This window comes from Trabulsiella odontotermitis (genome assembly GCF_030053895.1).
GTDB lineage: Bacteria > Pseudomonadota > Gammaproteobacteria > Enterobacterales > Enterobacteriaceae > Trabulsiella > Trabulsiella odontotermitis_C.
In genome coordinates this window covers 2,983,521-2,999,206 of sequence record NZ_CP125781.1, presented here as the reverse complement: position 1 = coordinate 2,999,206, position 15,686 = coordinate 2,983,521, and the positions used below count along the sequence as shown (strand labels likewise).

The following is a 15,686-nucleotide window of genomic DNA, read 5'->3' as shown; positions in this document are numbered from 1 at the left end:
TCAACTACCGGTAAGCAAATGTTTTGCGAGGAAGTTTGCAAATCCGTAAAAAAACAGGCGAATTTTGTGATGCTAACGCCAGTCTGGCAGGGGATTGTGACAAAAAAATGAAGCGGCGTACCGCGACGCCGCATTTTAGTGGGAAGGTTTATCCTGTTGCGGTTTGTTGTTGATGTAGCCGCACAACATGTTCAGCAGCATCAACCGGACTTTAAAAGGAGAGTGAGTAAACACGCGTAAGCACCTCTTGAATTCATTCATGGCAACCTCCCGGGACCTGTGGCTTCTTCCGTCCATGAAGAATGTTCGTCTTATATACAGATATAGCACAGGCTATATTATATAGCTATTGCTAACACGTTAAATTTTTGTGCTATGGGTGCAATCCTTTACAATGGTGCTTCTTTATATGATGCTTTGACGCGTTGCATGAATGAGGAAGCACAATGAGTCGTCGCGAGGGGCCGCCAGTGAAGAAAAAAGTAACGCATCTGGTGAATGTGGAAGAGCACGTCGAAGCTTTTCGCCAGGTGCGGGAGGCGCATCGTCGCGAGCTGATTGATGATTATGTCGAACTGATTTCCGATTTGATCCGTGAAGTGGGGGAAGCCCGTCAGGTTGACATGGCTGCTCGCCTCGGCGTGTCGCAACCGACGGTGGCGAAAATGCTCAAGCGGCTGGCGAGCGTCGGGCTGATTGAACAGATCCCATGGCGCGGCGTGTTCCTGACCGCGGAAGGGGAACGCCTGGCGGAGGAGAGCCGCATTCGCCACCATATTGTTGAAAACTTCCTGCTGGTGCTTGGCGTCAGCCCGGAGATTGCGCGTCGCGATGCCGAAGGCATCGAGCATCATGTCAGCCAGGAAACTCTCGACGTCTTTCACCAGTTCACTCTCAGGCAGGGGCAACGCTCTGAATGAATCTGCCGTTTTTGCGCGCGCTGGCGCGTGATCGATTCCTGCACCTGCTGGTTGTTATTGGCATTCTGCTCAGTTTTCTGGTTCCCTTCGCCCCGCAGAAATGGCCTGCCGCCATTGACTGGCACACAATTATCACCCTCAGCGGTCTGATGCTGCTCACCAAAGGGGTGGAGCAGAGCGGCTATTTTGACGTGCTCGGGCGAAAAATGGCGCGCCGGTTTGTCACCGAACGGCAAATCGCCCTCTTTATGGTGCTGGCTGCCGCGTTGCTGTCCACCTTTTTAACCAACGACGTCGCGCTATTTATCATCGTACCGCTCACCCTGACGCTGAAAAAATGGTGTGCGATCCCGGTCAACCGGTTGATTATTTTCGAAGCGCTGGCGGTTAACGCCGGTTCGCTGCTAACCCCCATCGGTAACCCGCAAAACATCCTGTTATGGGGGCGTTCCGGTCTTTCATTCGTCGCGTTTATCGGTCAAATGTTTCCGCTGGCGCTGGCCATGATGCTGACGCTGCTGGTGCTGTGCTGGTTCTGTTTCCCGGCAAAAACGCTGGTCTTTCAGAGCAGCGATCGCTCGCCGCAGTGGTCGCCGGTTTTAGTCTGGAGTTGTCTGGCGTTTTACCTGATCTTTCTGGTGGCGCTGGAGCTGAAACTGGAACTGTGGGGGCTGGCGCTGATCGCCGTCGGGTTCCTGTTACTGGCAAGGCGTGTGGTGCTGAGTGTTGACAGGTCGCTGTTGCTGGTGTTTGTGGCGATGTTTATCGATGTGCATCTGCTGACGCAGCTTCCCTCGCTGCATCATCTTCTGACCGGCGTCGGTAAATTCTCCGACGGTGGCCTGTGGCTGACCGCCATTGGCCTGTCGCAGTTTATCAGTAACGTCCCCTCTACCATTCTGCTGCTGAATTACATACCACCAACAGCCCTGCTCGCCTGGGCGGTTAACGTCGGCGGGTTTGGATTATTACCCGGATCGCTGGCTAATCTCATTGCCCTGCGGATGGCGAACGATCGCCGCATCTGGTGGCGTTTTCACCTCTATTCACTGCCGGTTCTGGCCTGGGCGACCCTCGTCGGTTATCTGTTGCTGCGCAGCATATAAAGAGGATCAGGCAAGAAACGGGCAGAATTGCCCCATTCGCAAATACCCGTCACTGGCTATAACTATAGGGCACTCGCATCATTCAATTCGAGGAGACTCCTGTGAGATACCAGAAACTAGGCAATACCGGGTTATTTGTGTCTGAACTGTGCCTCGGCACCATGACATTCGGTGGTGAAGGCGGCATGTGGGGCAAGATTGGCCAGCTGCGTCAGGCAGAAGCCGAACAACTGGTGGGCAGCGCGCTGGATGCGGGCATTAACTTTATTGATACCGCCAACGTCTATTCCGAAGGACGTTCGGAGGAGATCACGGGTCAGGCGCTGAAAAACCTGAAAGTGCCACGCGAAAACGTAGTAGTGGCAACCAAGGTGTTTGGCGAGACTGGCACGGCGGGCGTTAACTCGCGCGGCAGCTCGCGCTATCACATCATCAATAGCGTCAAAGAGAGCCTGCGCCGTTTACAGTTGGATCATCTCGACCTTTACCAGTTGCATGGTTTTGACCCGGCAACGCCGATGGAAGAGACGCTCCATGCACTGGACAGCCTTGTCCAGCAGGGCCATGTACGTTACATCGGCGTATCGAACTGGGCGGCATGGCAAATCATGAAAGCGCTGGGTATTTCCGACAGGCTTGGGCTGGCGCGCTTTGTGTCGCTGCAGGCGTATTACACCATCGCCGGGCGCGACCTGGAACGTGAACTGGTGCCGATGATGCAAAGCGAAGGCGTCGGGTTGATGGTCTGGAGCCCGCTGGCGGGCGGTCTGCTGAGCGGTAAATATGACCGCAACGGGCAAAGCGAAAGCGGCGGTCGTCGGCAGGAATTTGACTTCCCGCCAGTGGACAAAGACCGTGCGTTCGACTGCGTGGACGTCATGCGTACCATCGCGGAAAACAAAGGTGTTTCCGTCGCGCAGATTGCGCTTGCCTGGCTGTTGCATCAGCCAGTGGTCAGCAGCGTGATTATCGGTGCTAAACGTGCGGATCAACTGCAGGATAACCTGGCGGCGACGGATATTCGCTTCACGGCTGAAGAGCTGCAACAGCTGAATGACGTCAGCGAACTGCCGCGTGAGTATCCTGGCTGGATGCTGGAACGTCAGGGCGAATATCGCCGTAATCAACTGACATCCAAATAACGCAAGAACGATTCAGAACCGGGTACGCCAGCAGGGGTGCCCGGTTTTTTTATTTTGGATCACAAAAAGCGTGCTTTTCATTTGCCCGAATAGTGTTCAGGTTTAATATGACTAGTCATATCATATTAAATGACTAGTCATATTAAGAGGTGCGAGAGATGAATCGACTGCCAGCCAATTTTTTGTGGGGAAACTCGGTGTCCAGCATGCAGACGGAAGGCGCATGGAACGAGGGCGGGAAGGGGATGTCGGTATATGACATACGCGAGCCGCGCGAATTTGCCTCCGACTGGAAAGTCGCCACCGATTCGTATCACCGCTACCCGAAAGATTTCGATCTGATGAAAGATCTGGGCATGAACTGCTACCGCTTCCAGATTGCCTGGAGCCGCGTCTGCCCGACCGGCGATGGCGAATTTAACGACGAAGGCATCGCCTTTTACGATCGCTTTATCAATGATCTCATCGCCCGCGGCATTGAGCCGATGATCTGCCTTTATCACTTCGACATGCCGCTGGCGCTGGCAGAAAAATACAACGGTTTTACCGACCGCCGGGTGATGGAGGCCTTTATTCGCTACGGTCAGAAAATGATCGACTGTTTTGGCGATCGGGTGAAATGGTGGCTGACCTTTAACGAACAAAATCTTTACCACATGCCGGATGCGTTTCTCATTTCCGGTTACATGCGTGGCGACCGCACGCTGCGCGAACTGTACCAGATCCAGCATCATGTGATGATGGCGCACGTACACCTGACCTGCTATCTGCACGATACCCAACCTGCGGCGCTCATGGGCGGCATGCTGGCACACCAGTTGGTCTATCCGGCGACCTGCAAACCGCAGGATGTCTTTTGTGCACAGCAGTACGACGAATTCACCAACCAGAACCTGCTGCGTGTTTATGCCGGGGAAGGCTACAGCCCGGAAGTGCTGGCGGTGGTGGAGCGTGAAGGGTTTACCGATATTTATCAGCCTGCCGATCTGGCGTTGCTCACCACCACAAAATGCGATTATCTGGCGTTCAGCTACTATGCCAGTCGTACCCTCGACAGTGACGTGATCCCGGCGGGAACGGCGGTGAATGATTATCTGACGTATGGCATGAAGGATAACCCGTTCCTGAAAGCGACCGAGTGGAACTGGCAGATTGATCCGCTGGGCTTTCGCACTATCATCACCCGTTATTACAACGACTGGCGACTGCCGGTATTCCCGATTGAAAACGGGATTGGCGTGATTGAAGCCTGGGACGGCGTCAACCCGGTCGATGATGACTACCGCATTGAGTATCATCGCGATCATATCAACGCCATGAAAGCGGCGATTTTTGAGGACGGCGCCGAGGTGATTGGCTATCTTGGCTGGGGACTGATTGATATCCTCAGTTCGCAGGGTGATATGCGCAAACGCTACGGCGTGGTGTATGTAAACCGTGATAATCACGATCTTAAAGATCTCAAACGCGTGCCGAAGAAAAGCTATGCCTGGCTGAAGCGCGCCATTCACAGCAACGGCGAAGAGATGTAACGATGACCGCCAAATATCTCGCCATCGCGCGGGAAATCAAAAAGCGCATTGACAGCCAGCAGTACGCGGCGAATGCGCCATTGCCTGACCAGCACGCGCTGGCAGCGGAGTTTAGTACCAGCCGGATGACCATCCAGCAGGCGATGCGCCAGCTGATTGTCGAATGGCTGGTCTATACCCGTCAGGGGCAGGGAACGTTTATCCGCAAAAACTACAGTCAGCTTTCGCAGTGGGATCTGGCCGGTAGCGACTACTTTGGCGCCACCAAAACCTGGGAGCACGTCGGCCCGGTGGAAAGCCAGGTGTTGCGCTTTGAACTGCGTTTTCCCAGTGAAAATGAACAGAGTGCGCTGTTGATTGATGCTGACGCACCAGTGTATGACTTTGCCCGTCTGCGGTTGCTTAACGGCGAACCGGTGTCGCTCGATGAAACCGTCATGCCGGTAGCGCTGGTGCCGGGTCTCAATAAATCGCACCTGGAAAGCTCGGTCTTTCGCTACGTTCAGGAGACGTTAGGACTAAAGCTGATGGGCTCCCGGCGCGTGGTACGTGCGCTGAAGCCCAATGAACTGGACCGGCAGCATCTGCACTGTGACGTCACTGACCCGGTTCTGGAAGTGGAGCAGGTTATCTATCTTGAGGACGGCACGCCGCTGGAGTACGCCCGTTGCCATTACCGCTACGATCACGGCGGCATGGTGATTGTGAATAACGGATAATAAAAAAGGCGGATATGATAATCCGCCTTTTTTTGTCCTGCCTGGTAATTAGTTCAGACGAACCGGCATTCCGGAACGCGCCTGAATCGACTGGTTCAGTACGTCCTGATCAACGTCAGACTGACCAGTTACCTGCTGCACAGATTTGTTCAGCGAGATCGGCACAATTTCACCTTCTTCAAATTGCGCTTCGGTGGTGGACAGCGGGTTGTGAACTTCGATGTAGCGGCTGCCATCCGGCTCGGTGGTGGCTTTTACCGGCTCATCAATAAACTGAACACGGGTACCGACCGGTACGTTCTGGAACAGGAATTTGATGTCATCGTTACGCAGACGTACGCAACCGTGGCTCACGCGCAGACCGATACCAAAGTTGGCGTTGGTGCCGTGGATGGCATACAGACGACCGATGTACAGCGCATAGAGGCCCATCGGGTTATCCGGGCCCGCCGGAACAACGGCAGGCAGCGGTTCACCGGCAGCGCGGTATTCGGCGTGCATCTTCGCGGTTGGGGTCCAGGTCGGACCGGCTTTCTTACGTTCTACCTTGGTGGTCCAGTTGATCGGCGTATCTTTGCCTAACTGGCCGATACCAATCGGCAGCACGATAACGGTGTTGGTGCCTTTCGGGTAGTAATACAGACGCATTTCGGCACTGTTGATCACGATACCTTCATGCACGGTGTCCGGCAGGATCAGCTGTTGCGGAATGTTCAGCACGGTGCCGCCTTTCGGCAGGAAGGTGTCGACGCCCGGGTTGGCTTCCAGCATGTTAGACAGGCCCATCTGGTACTCCGCGGCGAAATACTCCAGCGGCTGGTCGTTGCCTTCCGGCACCGTGATGACCTGGTTTTGCCCTACCAGACGGCTGCCGTCGGTAGGAAGGGGATACGTCACAGCTGACGCAGTATTACAAAAGCCTACAACGGCCAGAGCAGCCGCAAAAACTGTCGATAATTTCATATTCATGTTGTGCGAAATAGTTTGCCACACTGGCGTTGTTGGAGAATTAAGACCTCAGATGGGAGCGCATTATATGTGCATTCCAGCAAACAGGGAATTCAGATGTCTACGAAATCAGTATTTTTCATCCTGATTGCTACTGTAGCCGTTGTTGTACACGCTGGCGACAAATTCGGAACAATGGAAGCGGCAGGAAACGAAATTCGCCGTAACCGTGAAAAAAAGGCCAGACAGTGGCATAATAAGCGGTTTGTCACATCGTTCAGGATATCTCCGTGTTAGTCACCAGCAACGTCACCATGCAGTTTGGCAGTAAGCCGCTGTTCGAAAATATCTCCGTCAAATTTGGCGGCGGCAACCGTTACGGCCTGATTGGCGCCAACGGTAGCGGTAAATCCACCTTTATGAAAATTCTCGGCGGCGATTTAGAACCGACGCTGGGCAACGTGTCGCTCGATCCTAACGAGCGCATCGGTAAACTGCGTCAGGACCAGTTTGCCTTCGAAAACTTTACCGTGCTCGACACGGTGATCATGGGCCACGCGGAACTGTGGGATGTGAAGCAGGAACGCGACCGCATCTACGCGCTCGCCGAAATGAGCGAGGAAGACGGCTACAAAGTGGCTGATCTGGAAGTGAAATACGGCGAGATGGACGGCTACTCCGCCGAATCCCGCGCCGGTGAACTGCTGCTGGGCGTAGGTATTCCTGTCGAGCAGCATTACGGCCCGATGAGCGAAGTGGCGCCAGGCTGGAAATTGCGTGTGCTGCTGGCGCAGGCGCTGTTCTCTAACCCGGATATTCTGCTGCTTGATGAACCGACCAACAACCTGGACATCGACACCATTCGCTGGCTGGAGCAGACGCTGAACGAGCGCGACAGCACCATGATCATCATTTCGCATGACCGTCACTTCCTCAATATGGTCTGTACGCACATGGCGGATCTCGACTACGGCGAGCTGCGCGTTTATCCGGGTAACTACGACGAATACATGACGGCGGCCACCCAGGCGCGCGAACGTCTGCTCGCCGACAACGCCAAGAAGAAAGCGCAGATTGCCGACCTGCAATCGTTCGTCAGCCGCTTTAGCGCCAACGCGTCGAAATCCCGCCAGGCAACGTCCCGTGCCCGTCAGATAGACAAAATCAAACTGGATGAAGTCAAAGCGTCCAGCCGCCAGAACCCATTTATTCGTTTCGAGCAGGACAAGAAACTGTTCCGCAACGCGCTGGAAGTGGAAGCGCTGGCGAAAGGCTTCGACAACGGCCCACTGTTTAAAAACTTCAATCTGCTGCTGGAAGTGGGCGAGAAGATTGCGATCCTCGGTGCCAACGGCGTGGGTAAATCCACCATGCTGAAAACGCTGGTCGGTGAGCTGCCACCGGACAATGGCACCGTAAAATGGTCTGAGAATGCGCAGATTGGCTATTACGCGCAGGATCATGAATACGAATTCGAAAACGACCTGACGGTGTTCGACTGGATGAGCCAGTGGAAGCAGGAAGGCGATGACGAGCAGGCGGTGCGCAGCATTCTCGGGCGTCTGCTGTTCAGCCAGGACGACATCAAAAAGCCAGCGAAAGTGCTCTCCGGTGGGGAGAAAGGCCGTATGCTGTTCGGTAAGCTGATGATGGAAAAACCGAATATCCTGGTGATGGACGAACCGACCAACCATCTCGATATGGAATCGATCGAATCGCTGAACATGGCGCTGGAACTTTACCAGGGCACGCTGATCTTCGTTTCGCATGACCGCGAGTTCGTCTCCTCGCTGGCAACCCGGGTGATTGAAATTACGCCAGAGCGTGTGGTGGATTTCAGCGGCAACTATGAAGATTATCTGCGCAGTAAAGGGATCGACGGGTAAAAACAAAGCCCGGTGGCACTACGCTTACCGGGCCTACGGTTCGAATGTTGTAGGCCGGGTCAGGCGCAGCCGCCACCCGGCAATCAATTACTCAAAACACCCACTCAATTCCTTCAACGCCGTTAATCAGCAGTTTCCGTTTTTCCTCTGCCGGTATCGTTACTTTCAGCGTTTTCCACGCCGGACGATAATCGCCGCGGGTGTTCACCTTCAGGTTAATGGTGGCGCCGTCGCACACCATTTCCCACTCCAGCCACAGGGCGTTGCCGTCTTTGTAACCCCAGCTTTCACCGTCATCTTCAAACAGCAAACCACGGGTGGTACCCACGCCTTTCAGCGGAAACAGGCGCAGTTCACGGCGATCGTCTTTCGCAGCATTAACATAGGTGATGCGCTCGCTGAGCGGCAGACCAGCACCAGCGCGGACCAGCAGCGGCAGTTTTTCCAGTGGCGCATCCAGCGTCACCCACTGGCCGCCGGAGAACCACTCGCTGCTGTAAAAGTCGTACCAGCCGGATTCGTTAGCCGGCAGCCACACGCGGCGTTTGCGCTGACCCGGCTCCACAACGCTGGCGACCAGAATATCGCGGCCAAGCAGGAAGTCGTCGCACTCCTCGAAGGTTTGCTCATCGTGCTCGTGATCGAGGAAAGTCGCGCGCAGCATCGGCTCGTCATCGGCATGCGCCTGCCACAGCAGAGTGTAGAGATAGGGCAGCAGACGATAGCGCAACTCAATGGCGCTGCGGATCGCCGGGGTGATCGCCGGATACATCCAGGGTTCGTTGACCGTCTGATCATCATTCCATGAGTGAATGGTGAAACGCGGATGCATCACTCCGTTCTGCACCCAACGCAGGAACAGCTCGGCGTCGGGCTTGTCGCCAGAGAACCCGGCCACATCATGACCGACGTTATACAGCCCGGAAAGACTCATCCCGACGCCCATGCGGGTGTTGTAGCGCAGGGTGTCCCAGTGAGTGCGATTATCGCCGCTCCAGGTCTGCACGTAACGCTGCATCCCGGCACAGCCGGAACGGGAGATCAGGTACGGGCGTTTCTCCGGCGCAAAACGCTGCTGCGCTTCCATTGAGGCGCGCATCATCAGCAGCGGCATCACCGGGCGAATGTGTTTGATGGCAATCTCGTTGCCGAAGCCGTGACAGCGCGCTTCGCCATCCCAGACCTCAAATTCGTTGTTGTCGTTCCAGGTTGAATCAATCCCCATCTCCAGCAACTGGGTGGTGACGCCTTCCTGCCACCAGGCCACGGTCTCCGGGTTGGTGAAATCGAGGTTGGAGCCTTCGTCATCCCAGAAACTGGAACGTTCCGGCGCATTCGATTCGGAATCACGGATGAACAGACCACGCTCCGCGACCTCGTGGTAACGCGGGTGATCCTGCAGCAGACACGGCTTGATGTTAGCCGCCAGATGCAGACCGGCGTCGTGGAACGCCTGACTCATCACCTTCGGCTGCGGCACTTTGTCGTAGTTCCAGTTGAAGACGTAGCGCTTACCGTTGATCGAGGTATAGCCGGATGAGAGCTGGAACGAATCACAGGGGATCGCATGCTCTTCGCACAGGCGAATAAAATTCATCAGCTGGTTTTGCGCATCCGGCGCGTCGGTGTAGTGCATGGTTGAGCCGCTGTAACCCAGGCTCCACTTCGGCCCGAAGAAGGTTTTACCCGTCAGGCGCACAAAGGCTTTGGTGACATCCAGCACGCGTTTGCCGGTGAAAATGTAGTAATCGATATCGCCCGCCTCGGCCTGCCAGCGGCGGTAGGCGGTGTGATAGTTGTCGATTTCGTTACCCAGATCCAGCCAGCAACTGCTCAGGTTGTCGTAGAACAGTCCCATGCTGATATCGTCGCGGCGGGTGATGGTGAACGGAATGTGCTTATACAGCGGATCGGTGCTGACTGCGTTATAGCCCATGGCATCCAGATTACGCATCTCGTAGCGTTTACCGGTGCGCTGTAGATCACCTGCTTTTTCCCCGAGGCCATAGAAGCGCTCGTTTTTGCGACGGCTGAGATAGTGCGCCACGCCGTCACCGTGGGCGTTCAGCAGGTAAGCGCTGGTCGGGCGATCGCCAGCCAGGTACTGCCACTCACCGGCGTCGTTACGATAATGCCACTCCAGCCACAGCGGCTGATGTACGGTCACGCGCAACTGTTGAGTGGCGATGGTTAACTGATCGTCCTGCTGTGCCAGCGTCCAGGCAGGGCAGGTGAAGCCGCTCAGATCCTCGCGGGGACGGCCCTCCCAGGGAACATCCTGCGCTGGCGCAATACTCCAGGTTCTGTCCAGCGCCAGCTCGCCGTTGCGTTTGATCAGCACGCGAAACAGATTTTCTTCCAGCATGTACAGACACAGGCTATGTTGGCCGTCAACCTTCAACTCAACGTGATGGGCTGACTGCGTTTCAAAAGTCCAGTGTTTAAGCGTCTTCATAATTTACATCCACTCTCAGGCGCGTTTCGCGCGACGTTCAGCAATAAAAGCAACCAGGAACAGGGCACCAATCAGGTCAAAAAAGCCCATGGCGATAAACAGCGGGTTAAAGCCAATCTTGTCGGCGGTAACCCCAATTAACAGGGAGAACAGGAAACTTGCGATCCACGCGGCGGAACCACGCATCCCGTTCACGGTCGCCATCTGGCCTTTATCGAACGATTCCACCACCAGCGCACTGAGCATGCAGGAGATGATCTGGTGGCCGAAACCGCCGATGGAAATCAGGACGATGGTGATGTACGGATCGCGGGTGATGGCGACAATCGCCAGCGAAATCATCAGGAACGCGCCGGTCACCGAACTGGCGACGATGGAGTTCACCCGCGTTGCGCCGAACAGGCGGGTATAGATTTTGGTCAGATAGCCGCTGGCAATGCTACCGAGGTCGGCGGCGAGGAACGGCAGCCAGGCGAACATGGCAATCTGTTTCAGATCCATGCCGTGCTCTTTGGCCAGATACAATGGCACCCAAAAGCTCAGTACCGCCCAGGCAGGCTCCGCCATAAACGCCGGAATGGCGATACCATAGAAGCGTTTGTTTTTACCCACCGTTTTCAGCGCGGTCAGGAACGGCAGTTTCACCGGCGGCGCTTCGTTATCCTGCTTAATGTACTCCAGCTCGGATTTACCCAGGTTCGGGTGTTTGTCCGGGTTGTTATAGAACGCCCACCACAGCACCACCCACAGCAGCGCCAGCACACCGGTAAACATAAAGGCACCCTGCCAGCCAAAAGAGGCATGGGCGAAATAGATGATAGGCGGTGCCAGCATGGCGCCGATGGAGAAACCCACGCCAGCCCAGCCTGCGGCAATCGGGCGTTCCGATTTCGGGAACCACTCACCGATGGTTTTGGCATTGGCAGGAGTCGCCGCCGCTTCTGCGCCACCCATAAAGAAGCGCAGGATTGCCAGATGCAACCAGTTGCCCGCCCCGGCGTGGGCAATACAGGCGACCGCCCATAGCGTGGCGCAGATCATAAAGCCGAGTTTCAGACCGATGACGTCGATAAGCCAGCCACACAGCGGCTGGAACAGGGTATAGGCCAGCTGAAAAGCGCCGACGATCCAGGAATATTGCTCGGTCGTAATGCCGAGGTTGTCTTTAAGTTCTGGGGCAATAATGCCCAGAGAGTTACGGGTGATGTAGTTCACGGTCACGCCGAGGAGGAACAGAATCAGCATCCACCAGCGTAAGTTTTTTACCACCCGGCGGGTCTTGCTGACCGCCATATCGTTGTTAAGGCCCTGGCTCATCGCTGTCTCCACAAGGCATGTCGTCGTAGGGGAAAATGACCAGCTCGCACCTGAGCTGTCATACCAGTTGTTATTAACCTGTTGTTCTTATTATTTTTATTTTACTGATTTCTTACATAACTAGTATGGAAGTTATCGGACCAATTCAGGTTAAGACGAAAAATCACGCCGTTACAGTCGTATTTATGCAAGTTTTTTCATGAAGTGATGAATGGTTCACGGCGATAAGGTTTTTTCCCCGTCAGAATGGACACTATTGATTGTGAAAATTCTTTCATTTTCAAATCAGAGGCAGATCACAAAATGGACAAAAAGCTCAAAATCGCTGAAATCGCGGCCCGTACCGGGTTGTCTGCCAGCACTGTTTCGCGCGTGCTGGCGGGGAAAGCTAATACCAGCGAAAAGGCGCGCAGCCGGGTGCTGGCATGCGCGCGCGAGTTGGGTGTGCTGGACGGCATGGCAGCCGGTCGTATGCTGCTCAACAGCCTGCTGGTATTTGCACCGCAGCGCGCTTTTGATGAGCGGTCCGACATCTTTTATTACCGCGTGATCCAGAGCATCAACAAAGCGCTGGCCTCCCATGAAGTGCGGTTGCGTTTTTGCGCGCTGGAAGAAAATGACAGCGACGCCAATCTTTTTCTCTCCCGTATGCATGAGGCTGAGACGCAGGCAGCGGTTCTGTTGGGTATCGATGATACGCATATCCACGATCTGGCGGCGGATGTGGCGAAACCATGCGTCCTGATCAACTGCCGCGACGAGCGGATGCGTCTGCCGTCCATCTCACCGGATCACCGGCTGATCGGCCAGTTTGCCGCCCATTATCTGTTTGAGATGGGACACCGGACCGTTATGAACGTGCTGTGCCTGCGTCGCTACACCATGGAACTACGCCTGACCGGCATCAAAGAGGCGTGGAAGCGGCACAACCTGCGCTTTCAGGGCGCCAGAGATCTGATTCTGGTGCCAAGTTTTAGTGTCAGAGAGACCGAAGCGCTGGTGGGTGAATGGCTCGACAACCTGGCGGGAAAAACGCTGCCAACGGCGTTTCTGGTGGGCAGCGACTTTATGGCTGTCGGCACCATGAATGCCCTGCAGAAACGGGGGCTGCGCGTACCGCAGGATGTCTCAGTGATGAGTATCGACGGCTTCAACCTTGCGGCTATCCAGGACGTGCCATTGACAGCGGTACACGTACCGCGCGATGAACTGGGAACCGAAGCGGTGCATATGCTCCAGCAGCGGTTGATCCGCCCGGATGCGCCAGTGGGAACGCTGTTGCTCAACGGTACGCTGGCGGTGCGTGAGTCGGTGCGACGGGTACGCCAGGGCAGCCGACGTACCCCTGTTTCACAACAAGGACTGTACGATGATTAAGGCGCTATGCCCAACGCGCGTTTGCCGTGAATATTGAGATCAGCCAGCGTGAAGCGATCCTTCCACTCGACCTCATAATCTTCACGCGGGAAATCTCCCGGTGACGCGCCACGCTCCAGCGCCACTTTCACTTTCTGCGCATAGGCCAGATTTTTTTCACACAGCGGAGCGGCGGGAATATACATCACATTGCCCCAGCCCTGCTGATCCTCCACCGGTGCGACGGAATGAATCACATCGCAATGCCACCACACCGAATCACCTGCTTCCAGCGCCGGAATGGACGTCAGTGCGCGGATCAACAGCGGGTGCCACTTCTCCGAGACCGGCAGCACTTTCCCCGGCGCCACCCCGCACAGCTCATCGTCAGGGACATCGTCCAGCAGCGGGCGCAGCAGAACGTACGCCATCGCTTCCGGGATCGGCACCACATGCAGCAGCCCCTGATGCGGGATCATATCCGACAGCGCCGTCCAGCCCTGGAAGGTACGGAATACCGAGCATTTGGTAGTGTTATCGACCGTGTATTCTTCCACCTCAGTGCGGTGCGCCGCATTCCACGGATCGTAGTTGTCGATGTCCCCGCGAAACACACTGGCGAATACCTGTTGGTAAGCTGGTAGCAGCCAGCGCTCCAGCGCGCCGGAATCGGTATGCGCACCGAGACCTTTCGAGGTGGTGCCTGGCGGGCGACGGCGAATGCGGTCCGGGTAAATCACGCTGACATCCGGGTTAAACCACGTCTTACCGTCGGTTTCAAACGTCCACAGCCGGTTCAGGAACGATTGCACGGCGGCCATTTCATCACTCTGCCGTGCCTGCATTTGCGCCTGCGACCAGTAAATCGGATAAATTTCCGGGCGTGAGGCGTCGAGTGATCCAAAAAACGTATCGCCCGGACCTTTGTATTGTTCGTCGAAATGGTTGCGATCGAGATATTCCAGCATTGAACGATCCCAGCCAAGCGCCTGCTCGCGGGGGAAATGGCCTTTGATCACCGCACAGCCGTGGCGTCTGATGGCCTCGCGCTCCGCGTCGCTCACTTCACCGGCGGCAAGACGACGATAATCAATCACCGGCCAGACCGGATCGCCCTGCGCTTTAAGTGCGTCAATCTCTGCGACACGCGCTTCGATTCGCGCTGATAATGCAGCGAAAACCTGCTGAACGTCGCCGATTTGCTCGCGCAGCACTTTTTTCATCTGCCGGATCGCCGCGTGGTGATCGGCAGGAAGGGTATCGTGGGTAAAGGTAAGCGTCATGATGACCTCTCAATCTTTCATTCGAAAGTAATTTAACTTACAAGTGATACTTTAAGTTAAAAATAAGTTAAAGCAAGTTAAATAACTTGCTACAGAGTGAAAGTGAGAGGAGGTGTACAAAAAACCGGAGCAGGGCGCTCCGGTGGGGGATCAGCTGTCGAACGGCGAGGCGTTGTCCAGTACGGCCTGAATGACGTTCAGCGCGCCATCGTGATTGTTATCATCAGTCCGGTAGCGGGCAATGTCTTTGATGCTTTGCCCGGCGTTGTCCATGGCAAAGGAATATTTCGCCATCGCCAGCATTTCTGCGTCGTTGCCGCTATCGCCAATCGTCACGCAGTTCTGCGGCGACAGTTTCCAGCGCTTCAGCAGGCGACTGATGCCGTTGGCTTTATGCAAACCGGGGATGATCAAATCGACAAAACCGAATCCACTGGTGACCGGCTTCATAATGCCATCGAGGGAGACGTGGAGTTTGTCCACCAGTTGCGGGATATCGCTGTCCGGCAGGTTAAGCGAAAACTTAAACAGCTTGTCATTGATCTCGCGGTAGTCGGCGACGCGCTTCAGGCGGTGGTAGTGTTTCGCCATCAGGGCCACGAAATCATCGGGCGCTTGATCGCTGACGTACGCACTCTCCAGACCGCAAGCCACAAAATTCAGGTGCTCATCTTTCAGCAGTTCACCGATCACAATCTGCGACTCATGCTGCGTCAGCTCGCCATGAAACAGTTGCTCGCCATGGGCATACACCAGCGCGCCGTTTTCCGCGACGAATGACATTTCATCCTTGAGCTCCGGGAAGAAGGAGATGAGCTGGTAGTACTGGTTGCCGCTGGCGACGACGAATTCGATATCACGCGCTTTCAGTGCGCGGAACTGCGCCTGAAAACGTTCACGATCGTATGTCTTGGAATCATTGAGAAAAGTCCCGTCCATATCAGTGACGATTACTTTTACGGTCATACCTGTGCTCCTGGGGTGACTGCGACCAGAAGCATTCTAATGATAATGTGAGCTAA

The 15,686-nt window shown here is 55.4% G+C and carries 13 protein-coding genes; 7 read left to right on the top strand and 6 right to left on the bottom strand.

Translation table 11 applies throughout. The features are described 5' to 3' along the window. Positions 1-135: 135 nt before the first annotated feature. Positions 136-261: a manganase accumulation protein MntS gene (mntS, locus tag QMG90_RS14345; protein ID WP_283280309.1), complete on the bottom strand. Its 126-nt coding sequence runs from the start codon at positions 259-261 to the stop codon at positions 136-138. Positions 262-446: 185 nt separating this feature from the next. Between mntS and mntR the strand changes: the two genes are divergently transcribed. The 5 genes from mntR (at position 447) to QMG90_RS14320 (ending at position 5,419) form a co-directional block, all read left to right on the top strand. Beyond that, on the top strand, positions 447-920 hold the full coding sequence (gene mntR / locus QMG90_RS14340) for a manganese-binding transcriptional regulator MntR (protein WP_283280308.1): 474 nt from the start codon (positions 447-449) through the stop codon (positions 918-920). Then, a complete protein-coding gene (locus QMG90_RS14335; protein ID WP_283280307.1) occupies positions 917-2,026 on the top strand; it encodes an SLC13 family permease in 1,110 nt (369 codons plus the stop codon). The genes mntR and QMG90_RS14335 overlap by 4 nt, the downstream gene beginning before the upstream one ends. Before the next feature lie 101 nt (positions 2,027-2,127). After that, positions 2,128-3,168 (top strand): aldo/keto reductase, encoded by a 1,041-nt coding sequence (locus tag QMG90_RS14330; RefSeq protein ID WP_283280306.1) that lies wholly within the window; start codon positions 2,128-2,130, stop codon positions 3,166-3,168. Between the two features lie 158 nt (positions 3,169-3,326). Next, positions 3,327-4,700: a glycoside hydrolase family 1 protein gene (locus tag QMG90_RS14325; protein ID WP_283280305.1), complete on the top strand. Its 1,374-nt coding sequence runs from the start codon at positions 3,327-3,329 to the stop codon at positions 4,698-4,700. 2 nt (positions 4,701-4,702) lie between these two features. Further along, complete coding sequence (locus tag QMG90_RS14320) at positions 4,703-5,419, top strand: GntR family transcriptional regulator (RefSeq protein WP_283280304.1); 717 nt, start codon at positions 4,703-4,705, stop codon at positions 5,417-5,419. Between the two features lie 48 nt (positions 5,420-5,467). Here the strand turns inward: QMG90_RS14320 and ldtB are convergent, their stop codons facing one another. Further along, on the bottom strand, positions 5,468-6,388 hold the full coding sequence (gene ldtB, locus QMG90_RS14315; protein ID WP_283280303.1) for a L,D-transpeptidase: 921 nt from the start codon (positions 6,386-6,388) through the stop codon (positions 5,468-5,470). Between the two features lie 269 nt (positions 6,389-6,657). Between ldtB and QMG90_RS14310 the strand changes: the two genes are divergently transcribed. Then, positions 6,658-8,253 carry an ABC-F family ATPase gene (locus QMG90_RS14310; protein ID WP_283280302.1) on the top strand — a complete coding sequence of 532 codons (1,596 nt, stop codon included), beginning with the start codon at positions 6,658-6,660 and terminating at the stop codon, positions 8,251-8,253. 91 nt (positions 8,254-8,344) lie between these two features. Here the strand turns inward: QMG90_RS14310 and QMG90_RS14305 are convergent, their stop codons facing one another. Both QMG90_RS14305 and QMG90_RS14300 read right to left on the bottom strand, forming a co-directional pair. Then, positions 8,345-10,708 (bottom strand): glycoside hydrolase family 31 protein, encoded by a 2,364-nt coding sequence (locus tag QMG90_RS14305; RefSeq protein WP_283280301.1) that lies wholly within the window; start codon positions 10,706-10,708, stop codon positions 8,345-8,347. Positions 10,709-10,723: 15 nt separating this feature from the next. Further along, positions 10,724-12,025 (bottom strand): MFS transporter, encoded by a 1,302-nt coding sequence (locus tag QMG90_RS14300; protein WP_283280300.1) that lies wholly within the window; start codon positions 12,023-12,025, stop codon positions 10,724-10,726. 246 nt (positions 12,026-12,271) lie between these two features. On the opposite strand from QMG90_RS14300, the gene QMG90_RS14295 reads away from it, so the two are divergent. Further along, on the top strand, positions 12,272-13,402 hold the full coding sequence (locus QMG90_RS14295; protein ID WP_283280299.1) for a LacI family DNA-binding transcriptional regulator: 1,131 nt from the start codon (positions 12,272-12,274) through the stop codon (positions 13,400-13,402). Here QMG90_RS14295 and QMG90_RS14290 read toward each other — a convergent pair. Continuing rightward, entirely contained in the window at positions 13,399-14,664 is a 1,266-nt protein-coding gene (locus tag QMG90_RS14290) for a DUF1479 domain-containing protein (protein ID WP_283280298.1), read from the bottom strand. The two genes, QMG90_RS14295 and QMG90_RS14290, sit on opposite strands and share 4 nt — an antisense overlap. A 150-nt stretch (positions 14,665-14,814) precedes the next feature. Continuing rightward, entirely contained in the window at positions 14,815-15,630 is an 816-nt protein-coding gene (locus tag QMG90_RS14285) for a Cof-type HAD-IIB family hydrolase (protein WP_283280297.1), read from the bottom strand. Positions 15,631-15,686 lie beyond the last annotated feature (56 nt).